This is a genomic window from Micromonospora sp. AMSO12t, from assembly GCF_008806585.1.
Taxonomy (GTDB): domain Bacteria; phylum Actinomycetota; class Actinomycetes; order Mycobacteriales; family Micromonosporaceae; genus Micromonospora; species Micromonospora reichwaldensis.
In genome coordinates this window covers 19,988-30,757 of the sequence record NZ_WAAS01000060.1, presented here as the reverse complement: position 1 = coordinate 30,757, position 10,770 = coordinate 19,988, and the positions used below count along the sequence as shown (strand labels likewise).

The window sequence follows — 10,770 nt, the reverse complement described above, 5'->3', positions numbered from 1 at the left end:
CACCCCGAGCCTGGCACGCCGAACTTGGCGCACTCGCGCTCGCCACGCCCCCCGGGCCCGGGCCCGACACACGCTGTCGAGCTGATGTCGTAGACGACTCAGCTCGACAGCGAGGCAGGCTCGACCGGCCAGGCAGGCACGGCAGGCAGGCACGGCAGGCCAGCACGACCGGCCAGGCACGCACGGCGGGCCTGGCAGGAGCGCTCCCGTCAGCAGGCGCCCGCGCCGGAGAGCGCCCCCTCCTGCCCTCGGGCATGGGGCAGCTCGACAGTCGCGCACGGCCTTCTGACGCCGGCACCGGCGCCGCTCGGTCCGGCGCACACCGGTGTCGGCTGCGGTGGGAGGCGAGCCAGGTGCTCAGGCCCGTTCGAGGACCTCCGAGACCAGGTCCTTCGCCTCCTGCTGGATCCGGGCGAGGTGCTCCGGGCCCTGGAAGGACTCGGCGTAGATCTTGTAGACGTCCTCGGTACCCGACGGCCGGGCGGCGAACCAGCCCGACTCGGTGGTCACCTTGAGCCCGCCGATCGGCGCGTCGTTGCCGGGCGCGGCGGTGAGGGTCGCGGTGATCGGCTCGCCGGCCAGCTCGGTGGCGGTCACCTGCTCCGGCGAGAGCTTGCCGAGCACGGCCTTCTGCTCGCGGGTCGCCGGCGCGTCGATGCGGGCGTACGCGGGCGCGCCGAAGCGCTCGGCCAGCTCCGCCCAGTGCTCGCTGGGGGTGCGGTCGGTGGTCGCGATGATCTCGGCGGCGAGCAGGCAGAGCAGGAGGCCGTCCTTGTCGGTGGTCCAGGTGCTCCCGTCGCGGCGCAGGAAGGACGCGCCGGCGCTCTCCTCGCCGCCGAAGCCCACCGCGCCGTCGAGCAGCCCGGGGACGAACCACTTGAAGCCGACCGGCACCTCCAGCAGCGGGCGGCCCAGGTCGGCGGCGACCCGGTCGATCATCGAGGAGGAGACCAGGGTCTTGCCGACGGCGGCGGCGGGGCCCCACTGCGTGCGGGTGCGGAACAGGTGGCCGATCGCCACCGCGAGGTAGTGGTTGGGGTTCATCAGGCCGCCGTCGGGGGTGACGATGCCGTGCCGGTCGGCGTCGGCGTCGTTGCCGGTGGAGACCTGGTAGTCGGCGCGGGCGGCGATCAGGGAGGCCATCGCGTTCGGCGAGGAGCAGTCCATCCGGATCTTGCCGTCGCCGTCCAGGGTCATGAACCGCCAGGTCGGGTCGACCGTCGGGTTGACCACGGTCAGGTCCAGCCGGTGCCGCTCGGCGATCTCGCCCCAGTAGGCCACGCTCGCGCCGCCGAGCGGGTCGGCGCCGATGCGCACCCCGGCGTCGCGGATCGCGTCGATGTCGATCGCCGCCGGCAGGTCGTCGACGTAGCGGGCGAGGAAGTCGTACGACCCGGTGGTGTCGGCGGCGCGGGCCCGGGCGTACGGGATCCGCCGGACCTCCTTCAGTCCGTCGGCGAGGATCGCGTTGGCCCGGTCCTGGATCCACCTCGTGACGTCGGTGTCCGCCGGGCCGCCGTGGGTGGGGTTGTACTTGAAGCCGCCGTCGTCGGGCGGGTTGTGCGACGGGGTGATGACGATGCCGTCGGCGAGCCCGCTGGTACGCCCCCGGTTGTGGGTGAGGATGGCGTGCGACACCGCCGGGGTGGGCGTGTAGCCGTCGCGGCTGTCGAGCAGCACGGAGACCTCGTTGGCGGCGAGGACCTCCAGCGCGTCCACGGCGGCCGGGGCGGAGAGCGCGTGGGTGTCGCGGCCGAGGAAGAGCGGCCCGTCCAGGCCCTGCTCGCGGCGGTAGTCGCAGAGCGCCTGGGTGACCGCGAGGATGTGGTCGGAGTTGAACGCGTGGCGCAGGCTCGACCCGCGGTGCCCGGACGTGCCGAAGGAGACCTGCTGCGCCGGGTCCTGCGGATCGGGGTGCTCGGCGTAGTAGGCGGTCACCAGCCGCGGCACGTCGACCAGGTCGGCGGGCTGGGCGGGCTTGCCGGCCCGGGGATGACTGCTCACGGTTCCACCTTCTGTCCCTTGCCGATCACCACGATGCCGTTGTCGGAGACCGTGTAGCGCTGCCGGTCCTTCTCCAGGTCGACGCCGATCTCGGCCCCCTCGGGCACGATCACGTTCTTGTCGAGGATCGCCCGGCGCACGACCGCGTGCCGGCCGATGTCGACCCCCTCCATCAGCACCGCGCCGTCCACGTGCGCCCAGGAGTGCACCTTCACCTTGGGCGAGACGACCGAGTTCTCCACCAGCGAGCCGGAGATCACCGCGCCGGGCGACACCATCGAGGCGACCGCCCGGCCGACCCGCTCACCCCACTGGTGCACGAACTTGGCCGGCGGGTACGTCAGCTGCCCGGTGTAGATGGGCCAGTCGAAGTTGTAGAGGTTGAACACCGGGTGCACGTTGATCAGGTCCATGTGGGCGTCGTAGAAGGAGTCGAGCGTCCCCACGTCGCGCCAGTAGCCGCGGTCCCGGTCGGTGCTGCCGGGCACCTCGTTGTCGCGGAAGTCGTAGACGTTGGCCTCGCCGCGCTCCACCAGCATCGGGATGATGCTGCCGCCCATGTCGTGCTTGCTGGTCTTGTCCTCCGCGTCGCGCTCGACCGCCTCGCACAGCGCCTTGGTGCTGAACACGTAGTTGCCCATCGACGCGTAGATCTGGTCGGGCGCGTCGGGCAGGCCGACCGCGTCGGTGGGCTTCTCGCGGAACGCCCGGATCCGGCGGCCGTCCTCGCCGACCTCGATGACGCCGAACTGGTCGGCCATCGACAACGGCTGCCTGATGCCGGCCACGGTGACGCCGGCGCCGGAGGCGATGTGGTCCTCCACCATCTGCCGGGGGTCCATCCGGTAGATGTGGTCGGCGCCGAAGACGATCACGTGGTCGGGCTGCTCGTCGTGGATGAGGTTGAAGCTCTGGTAGATCGCGTCGGCGGAGCCGGCGAACCACCACGGGCCGCGGCGCTGCTGCGCCGGCACCGGGGTGACGTAGTTGCCGAGCAGGGTCGACATCCGCCACGTCTTGGTGATGTGCCGGTCCAGCGAGTGGGACTTGTACTGGGTCAGCACGACGATCTTGAGATAGCCGGCGTTCGCCAGGTTGGACAGGACGAAGTCGACCATGCGGTACATCCCGCCGAACGGGACGGCCGGCTTGGCCCGGTCCGTGGTGAGCGGCATCAGGCGCTTGCCTTCTCCGCCGGCCAGGACGATCGCGAGCACCTTGGCAGCCATGTCCAGACGCTATCTACCCCGCCGTCACTTCACCACTCGTACGGCACAGTTCCACAGCCGGGTGCGGCGGCGCGTTCTGCACTAGGGTGCCGTTCATGAACGACTCCGCCGGGCTGCGCGTCGACCTGCTGACCCGTGAGTACCCGCCCGAGGTGTATGGCGGCGCCGGTGTGCACGTCGAGTACCTGGCCCGGGAGCTGCGCCGGCTCGCCGACGTACGGGTGCACTGCTTCGGCGCGCCACGCACCGAGGCGGGTGTCACCGCGTACGCCGAACCGGCGGGCCTGACCGGCGCGAACGCCGCGCTGCGGACGATGGGCGTGGACCTGGAGATGGCCGCGGCCTGCGCCGGCACCGACGTGGTGCACAGTCACACGTGGTACGCCAACTTCGCGGGGCACACGGCGAAGCTGCTGCACGACGTGCCGCACGTGGTGACCGCGCACAGCCTGGAGCCGCTGCGGCCGTGGAAGGCCGAGCAGCTCGGCGGCGGCTACGCGCTCTCCTCCTGGTGCGAGCGCACGGCGTTCGAGGCGGCCGACGCGGTCGTCGCGGTCAGCGAGGGGATGCGGCGCGACGTGCTGACCGCCTACCCGGCGGTGAACCCGGACCGGGTCCGGGTGGTGCACAACGGCATCGACACGGCGCAGTACGCCCCGGACCACGGCACGGACGTGGTGGGCCGGCTCGGCATCGACCCGGCCCTGCCCAGCGTGGTGTACGTGGGGCGGATCACCCGGCAGAAGGGCCTGCCCTACCTGCTGCGCGCGGCGCGCGACCTGCCGGCGGACACCCAGCTGGTGCTGCTCGCCGGCGCACCGGACACCCCGGACATCGCCGCCGAGGTGGAGGGCCTGGTGACGGAGCTGCGGGCGAAGCGCTCCGGGGTGGTGTGGGTCGCGGAGATGCTGCCGAAGCACGAGGTGATCCAGGTGCTCACCCACGCCACGGTCTTCGTCTGCCCCTCGGTCTACGAGCCGATGGGCATCGTGAACCTGGAGGCGATGGCCTGCGAGACGGCGGTGGTGGCCACCGCCACCGGCGGCATCCCCGAGGTGGTCGCCGACGGCGAGACGGGGCTGCTGGTCCCCATCGAGCAGGCCACCGACGGCTCCGGCCGGCCGCTGGACCCGGACCGCTTCGTGGCCGACCTGGCGGCGGCGATGAACGAGCTGCTCGCCGACCCGGCTCGCACCGCCGACTTCGGCCGGGCCGGCCGGCAACGCGCCGTCGACCACTTCTCCTGGGACACCATCGCCGCCCGCACCCTCGACCTCTACCGCTCGCTGCTGAAGTGAGTCGGCAGGGTCGTCGATCCGGCACCTGACCGTCGAGACCCCAGTCGCCGACGGTGGGCAGAATGGCGGCATGGGCTGGCGGAGGAGACGTGCGCCGATCCGGCTGCGCAGCCGGTGGCTGCCCGGGTACTGGCTGCGCCACCCTCTGCTCAGCCTCGTGGTCCTGCTGGTCGGGGCCGTGGGGCTCTTACTACTACTGGCGTCCACGGCCGCGGGTGGGCGATGCGGCCACCGTGGTCTATGACCCCGCCTCACCCGACGCGATCGTGCGCGACGTACGCATCGGCGACGACCGGTACGCGGCGTGGGTCGGCATCGGCCTGGTCGTGGCGTTGGGATCGGGTGGCGGTGTGTTCCTGTGGCGCACCTGGCCGATATGGCGCGAGAACGCCGAAGACTGGCGATCCGGACGCCACTTCGCCTGATGGCGAAGCGGGGTCAGGTGGCGTGCAGGGCGGCGGCGAAACGCCGGCCGGCTCGCTGGCCGCGCGGCCTCAGCCCGTCGGGGTGATCAGATCGAGCTTCGGGAAATAGGTGCGGTAGCGGGTGCCGTCGCGGGTGAGCAACCGGTACCCGCACACCGCTGCGTGCGCCCCGATGTAGAAGTCGGCGATCGGCGATCGCTTGACCCCTCCCTGGGAGCGGCATCTGGCGTAGGCCTTCCCGGCCAGGAACCCGGCCGGGTAGGGCAGTTCCTCGCGGAGGAAGTCCGCTGCTGGAAGCGCCTCGTCGAGTTCCTCGATGGTGTCGAACCGGACGGAGACCTCGGCGTAGACGATCGGGTTGACCACCAGGGCGCCGGCGTCCCGGGCGGCGGCGAGGGCGTCACTCGACCAGCCCGCCCAGTTCGGGTCCTCGGTGAAGATGTCGAGCAACACGTTCGTGTCCACCAGCGTCGTGGCGGAGTCGGTGGGCCGCGGTGCCAGCGCGCGGAGCCGCTCACTCCCCACGTAGCAGCTCCATCAGCTCGTCGGTGGACATACCGGTGGTCTGCTTCGCACCGCCGCGACCGCGCATGTGCCGGACCAGGCGCTGGCCCCTGGTCTCCGCGCCACTCACCCGGACGATCCGCAGCGCACCGCCCTCCTCCACGACGTCGACCTCGTCGCCCTCGTGCAGCCCGTGTCGGGCCCGCAACGCGGCCGGGATCGTGACCTGGCCCTTGCTGTTGAGTTTCATGACGCCCCCCTCTACCACGTAATACAAACGATACGTGTCGGGGATGGGTTCGGGCAGGCCACAGGCCGCCTCAGGTGACGTGCAGGGCGGCGGCGAGGCGGGCCAGGCCGGCGGGGGCGGCGGCGTACCGGGCCACGGTGGCGACCAGGTCGCGCACCGCCGGCCGGTCGTGCACCTCGCTGCGCGCGGTGCGTTCGGCGTCCAACAGCGCCCGCCCCGCCCGGACCATGTCGCCGGCGAGAGCGTGTACGCGGGCCACGTCGAGCAGGTACGCCGCCCGGTGCTCGGGCGGCAGCCACCGCCACTGCTCACCGCAGACCAGCCGCTCGTGCCGTACCGTCGCCGCCTCGACGTCCCCGACGGCGGCCTCGGCCACCACCCGCGCCGCCTCGACCGACGCCCGGCCGAAGCCGCCGCCGACCGCTGCCGCTGCCTCGGCCTGGTCGAGCAGGGCGGCCATCCGGCGCTCGTCTCCCCGGCCGGCAGCGGCGAGGGCTCCTTCGTGGCAACCGAACCGCCCGCCTGAACCCCAATCTTCCACCCCCTGGGCATAGCGTTCCGAATCTCGGGATAGCAGTAGATCTTGGCAGGAAACGGCCCTTGGAGGGGCCATTCGGTACCAAGATCTACAACGCCACCGTGCCCACGCCAGCCACCGTGCCCAGGCCAGCCATCGTGCCCACGCCAGCCACCGCGCCTTGAGCGACGACGGCGGACTCGGGCGGATGGTGCGGGCACCAGGTGTCCGCCGGGCCCTGACCGGACCTCTCTGGACACGTCGGGAGGGAGGGCGATGGGGTGCTTGGCCGCGCGCGAAAGGATCTCGCGCAGTAGGTTGAACCGGTGACTGGACGGTTCCCGATCGAAGACGTCTCCCCCGTCGTCTCCTGCGGTCGCTACCCGGCCAAGGCGGTGGTCGACGAGCCGGTGCCGGTGTCGGCCCGCGCCTACCGGGAGGGGCACGACGCGCTCGGCTGCAACGTGGTCTGGCGTGGTCCCGACGGGCGGGCCCGACCGTTCACCCGGATGCGCCCCGGCGAGCCCGGGCAGGACCGCTGGCACGCGGTGATCCGCCCCGACGCGGTCGGCGAGTGGGTGTTCACCGTCGAGGCGTTCCAGGATCCGTACCTGACCTGGCAGAACGCGGTCACCAAGAAGATCGCCGCCGGGCAGGGGCCGGCGGACCTGGCCAACGACCTCGCCGAGGGCGCCCGGGTGCTGACCGCGGCCGTGAAGCTGGTGCCGGCCGGCGACGCGGGGCGGGTCCGCGCGGCGGTGGCGGCGCTGGGCGACGCCGACAGGGAGCTGCCCCGGCGGGTCGCCCCCGCGCTGGAGCTGGCCGACCTGCTCTGGGAGCACCCGGTCCGGGAGCTGGTCACCACCGGCGAGGAGCACCGGCTCTGGGTGGACCGCCGGCGGGCGCTCTTCTCCGCCTGGTACGAGTTCTTCCCCCGCTCGGAGGGGGCCGTCCCGGCCACCGCCGACGCGCCGGCGCGCTCCGGCACGTTCGCCACCGCCGTCGAGCGCCTGCCCGGCGTCGCGGCGATGGGCTTCGACGTGCTCTACCTGCCGCCGATCCACCCGATCGGCCGGGTCAACCGCAAGGGCCCCAACAACTCGCTGACCGCCGGGCCGGACGACGTCGGCTCGCCGTGGGCCATCGGCGCCGCCGAGGGCGGCCACGACACGATCCACCCCGACCTGGGTACGCCGGAGGACTTCCGCGACTTCGTCGCCGCCGCCGCCGAGCAGGGCCTGGAGGTGGCGATGGACCTGGCGTTGCAGTGCGCGCCGGACCACCCGTGGGTGACCGAGCACCCGGAGTGGTTCACCACCCGGGCCGACGGCAGCATCGCGTACGCGGAGAACCCGCCGAAGAAGTACCAGGACATCTACCCGGTCAACTTCGACAACGACCCGGAGGGCATCCGGGCCGAGGTCCTGCGGGTGGTGCTGCACTGGGTCGGCGAGGGCATCCGGATCTTCCGGGTGGACAACCCGCACACCAAGCCGTTCGACTTCTGGCACTGGCTGATCGCCGAGGTGAAGAAGGTCGACCCGGACGTGCTCTTCCTCGCCGAGGCGTTCACCCGGCCGGCGATCATGCACGGGCTGGGCAAGGTCGGCTTCACCCAGTCGTACACGTACTTCACCTGGCGCACGTCGGCGGCGGAGATGCGGGCGTACTGCGAGGAGCTGGTCGAGGCGGCCGACTACATGCGGCCCAACTTCTGGCCGAACACGCCGGACATCCTGCACGAGTCGTTGCAGCACGGCGGCCCGCCGATGTTCAAGATCCGGGCGGTGCTGGCCGCGCTGCTCTCCCCCTCCTGGGGCATGTACGCCGGCTACGAGCTGTTCGAGCACGTCGCCCGCCCCGGCGCGGAGGAGTACCTGGACAACGAGAAGTACGAGCTGCGCCCCCGGGACTGGGCCGGCGCGCAGGCGCAGGGCCGCTCCCTCGCGCCGTTCATCGCGGTGCTCAACCGCGTACGCCGGGAGAACCCGGCCCTGCACCAGCTGCGCAACCTGGTCTTCCACGACATCGACAACCCGGCGCTGCTCTGCTGGTCCAAGCACGACCCGGAGACGGGCAACACCGTGCTCGTGGTCTGCTCGTTCGACTCGCGTGAGGTGCAGTGGGGCAACACCACGCTGGACATGCCCGCGCTCGGCCTCGACTGGCACGACCGGTTCACGGTGCGCGACGAGCTGACCGGCGCCAGCTACGACTGGGGGCAGCGCAACGCCGTGCGCCTCGACCCGTACCTGCAACCGGCGCACGTGCTGACGATGCGGCGACCCGCGCCCGGTGCCGGCCCCGCGCCGGCGCAGGCGGCGCCGGACCTGACCGTCGAAGACGTTCCCGACGACCTTTCGGGCGGCACCGCCCCCACCACTCCCGCCCAGAAGGACGACGCCCGATGGACCAGTTGATCGCCGGCGCCACGCACGACCCGCACGCGGTCCTCGGCGCGCACCCGGCCGACGGGCGGACGGTCGTCCGGACGCTGCGCCGGGGCGCCGCCGACGTCGCCCTCGTCGTCGACGGCGAGCGGCACCGGATGCGGCGGGTGCACGACGTCGGCGTGTTCGAGGCGGAGGTCGCGGGCGAGGTGCTCGACTACCGCGTCGAGGTCGACGGCCGGACCCACGACGACCCGTACCGCTATCCGCCCACCCTGGGCGAGCTGGACCTGCACCTGATCGGCGAGGGCCGGCACGAGCGGCTCTGGGAGGCCCTCGGCGCGCGGGTCTTCGACGAGGGCGTGGCGTTCACCGTCTGGGCGCCGAACGCGCGCGGGGTGCGGGTGGTCGGGGACTTCGCGGGCTGGGCGCCGGACGACGGCTGGCCGATGCGCTCGCTCGGCGGCAGCGGGGTGTGGGAGCTGTTCGTCCCGGGCGTCGGGGCGGGGGCCCGCTACAAGTACCGGATCCTGGGCGCCGACGGGCAGTGGCGGGACAAGGCCGACCCCCTGGCGGCGTACGCGGAGGTGCCGCCGGCCACCGCGTCGGTGGTGCACCACTCGACGTACGAGTGGGGCGACGCCGACTGGCTGGCGCGGCGGGCCCGGCGGCAGCCGCACCAGGAGCCGATGAGCGTCTACGAGGTGCACCTCGGCTCGTGGCGCCCCGGGCTGAGCTACCGGGAGCTGGCCGAGCAGCTGACCGCGTACGTCACGGAGCTGGGCTTCACCCACGTGGAGTTGCTGCCCGTGATGGAGCACCCGTTCGGCGGCTCCTGGGGCTACCAGGTCACCGGCTACTACGCGCCGACGTCCCGCTTCGGCGACCCCGACGAGTTCCGGCACCTCGTGGACGCGCTGCACGCCGCCGGCATCGGCGTGATCCTGGACTGGGTGCCTGCGCACTTCCCCAAGGACGAGTGGGCCCTCGGGCGCTTCGACGGCACCGCCCTCTACGAGCACCCCGACCCGCGCCGGGGCGAGCACCCCGACTGGGGCACGTACGTCTTCGACTTCGGCCGCCCGGAGGTGCGCAACTTCCTGGTCGCCAACGCGCTCTACTGGTGCGACCAGTTCCACGTCGACGGGCTGCGGGTGGACGCGGTCGCCTCGATGCTCTACCTGGACTACTCGCGCCAGGAGGGGCAGTGGCTGCCCAACCGGCACGGCGGCCGGGAGAACCTGGAGGCCATCGCCTTCATGCAGGAGGTCAACGCGACGGTCTACAAGCACCACGCCGGGGTGACGATGATCGCCGAGGAGTCCACCGCATGGCCGGGGGTCACCCGCGCCACGGCCGACGGCGGGCTCGGCTTCGGGTTCAAGTGGAACATGGGCTGGATGCACGACACCCTGCTCTACACGTCGAAGGACCCGGTCCACCGGCAGCACCACCACCATCAGCTCACGTTCTCCCTGGCGTACGCCTGGAGCGAGAACTACGTGCTGCCGATCAGCCACGACGAGGTGGTGCACGGCAAGGGCTCCCTGGCCGGCAAGATGCCCGGCGACACCTGGCAGCGGCTGGCCAACGTACGCGCCCTGCTGGCGTACATGTGGGCGCACCCGGGCAAGCAGCTGCTCTTCATGGGCTGCGAGCTGGCCGACGACCGGGAGTGGAGCGAGGAGCGGGGCCTCGACTGGTACCTGCTGCACGACCCGGCCCGCGCCGGGGTGCAGCGGCTCGTCGGCGACCTGAACCGCGTCTACCGGGACACCCCCGCGCTGTGGGCGCAGGACACCGAGCCGGCCGGCTTCCGCTGGATCGCCGGCGACGACGTCGCCAACAACACCGTCTCGTTCGTCCGGATCGCCCCCGACGGCGCGACCCTGGTCTGCGTGGCGAACTTCTCCGCCCTGCCACTCGAGGACTACCGGATCGGGCTGCCGGCCGGCGGCACGTGGGCGGAGGTGCTCAACACCGACGCCCACCACTACGGCGGCTCGGGGGTGGGTAACCTGGGCGCCGTGCACGCCGAGGACGTGCCGTGGCACGGGCTGCCCGCCTCGGCCGCGCTGCGGGTGCCCCCGCTCGGCGTGCTCTGGCTGCGCCGCGACTGACCGTACGCCGGAGACGCCTCGGCCGTCCTCCTC

The 10,770-nt window shown here is 72.4% G+C and carries 9 protein-coding genes; 4 read left to right on the top strand and 5 right to left on the bottom strand.

Going from position 1 to position 10,770, the window contains the following annotated elements; all coding sequences use genetic code 11:
• Positions 1-357: 357 nt before the first annotated feature.
• Positions 358-2,004 carry a phosphoglucomutase (alpha-D-glucose-1,6-bisphosphate-dependent) gene (gene pgm / locus F6X68_RS12265; RefSeq protein ID WP_151454390.1) on the bottom strand — a complete coding sequence of 549 codons (1,647 nt, stop codon included), beginning with the start codon at positions 2,002-2,004 and terminating at the stop codon, positions 358-360.
• A complete protein-coding gene (gene glgC, locus F6X68_RS12260) occupies positions 2,001-3,233 on the bottom strand; it encodes a glucose-1-phosphate adenylyltransferase (RefSeq protein WP_132235810.1) in 1,233 nt (410 codons plus the stop codon). The genes pgm and glgC overlap by 4 nt, the downstream gene beginning before the upstream one ends.
• A 95-nt stretch (positions 3,234-3,328) precedes the next feature.
• Between glgC and glgA the strand changes: the two genes are divergently transcribed.
• Positions 3,329-4,531, top strand: a complete 1,203-nt coding sequence (glgA, locus tag F6X68_RS12255) for a glycogen synthase (protein ID WP_151454389.1) — start codon at positions 3,329-3,331, stop codon at positions 4,529-4,531.
• 62 nt (positions 4,532-4,593) lie between these two features.
• Positions 4,594-4,956 carry a DUF3592 domain-containing protein gene (locus tag F6X68_RS34840; RefSeq protein ID WP_327027554.1) on the top strand — a complete coding sequence of 121 codons (363 nt, stop codon included), beginning with the start codon at positions 4,594-4,596 and terminating at the stop codon, positions 4,954-4,956.
• A gap of 69 nt (positions 4,957-5,025) precedes the next feature.
• On the opposite strand, the gene F6X68_RS12245 is transcribed toward F6X68_RS34840, so the two are convergent.
• The 3 genes from F6X68_RS12245 to F6X68_RS12235 all read right to left on the bottom strand — a co-directional run bounded on the left by F6X68_RS12245 (position 5,026) and on the right by F6X68_RS12235 (position 6,170).
• Positions 5,026-5,481: a type II toxin-antitoxin system VapC family toxin gene (locus F6X68_RS12245; RefSeq protein ID WP_151454387.1), complete on the bottom strand. Its 456-nt coding sequence runs from the start codon at positions 5,479-5,481 to the stop codon at positions 5,026-5,028.
• Positions 5,471-5,710: an AbrB/MazE/SpoVT family DNA-binding domain-containing protein gene (locus F6X68_RS12240; RefSeq protein WP_151454386.1), complete on the bottom strand. Its 240-nt coding sequence runs from the start codon at positions 5,708-5,710 to the stop codon at positions 5,471-5,473. Before F6X68_RS12240 ends, F6X68_RS12245 begins: the two co-directional genes overlap by 11 nt.
• Before the next feature lie 70 nt (positions 5,711-5,780).
• Positions 5,781-6,170: a hypothetical protein gene (locus tag F6X68_RS12235; protein ID WP_151454385.1), complete on the bottom strand. Its 390-nt coding sequence runs from the start codon at positions 6,168-6,170 to the stop codon at positions 5,781-5,783.
• A 383-nt stretch (positions 6,171-6,553) separates the two neighbouring features.
• Here F6X68_RS12235 and F6X68_RS12230 point away from each other — a divergent pair, with 383 nt between their 5' ends.
• On the top strand, positions 6,554-8,647 hold the full coding sequence (locus F6X68_RS12230; RefSeq protein WP_151454384.1) for an alpha-1,4-glucan--maltose-1-phosphate maltosyltransferase: 2,094 nt from the start codon (positions 6,554-6,556) through the stop codon (positions 8,645-8,647).
• Positions 8,635-10,737, top strand: a complete 2,103-nt coding sequence (gene glgB, locus F6X68_RS12225; RefSeq protein WP_151454383.1) for a 1,4-alpha-glucan branching protein GlgB — start codon at positions 8,635-8,637, stop codon at positions 10,735-10,737. The genes F6X68_RS12230 and glgB overlap by 13 nt, the downstream gene beginning before the upstream one ends.
• Positions 10,738-10,770: the final 33 nt, after the last annotated feature.

Excerpts from the sequence above, each read along its gene's own strand:
- glgC (WP_132235810.1), bottom strand. The coding sequence starts at position 3,233 with ATGGCTGCCAAGGTGCTCGCGATCGTCCTGGCCGGCGGAGAAGGCAAG.
- glgA (WP_151454389.1), top strand. The coding sequence starts at position 3,329 with ATGAACGACTCCGCCGGGCTGCGCGTCGACCTGCTGACCCGTGAGTAC.
- F6X68_RS12240 (WP_151454386.1), bottom strand. The coding sequence starts at position 5,710 with ATGAAACTCAACAGCAAGGGCCAGGTCACGATCCCGGCCGCGTTGCGG.
- F6X68_RS34840 (WP_327027554.1), top strand. The coding sequence starts at position 4,594 with ATGGCGGCATGGGCTGGCGGAGGAGACGTGCGCCGATCCGGCTGCGCA.
- F6X68_RS12235 (WP_151454385.1), bottom strand. The coding sequence starts at position 6,170 with ATGGCCGCCCTGCTCGACCAGGCCGAGGCAGCGGCAGCGGTCGGCGGC.
- glgB (WP_151454383.1), top strand. The coding sequence starts at position 8,635 with ATGGACCAGTTGATCGCCGGCGCCACGCACGACCCGCACGCGGTCCTC.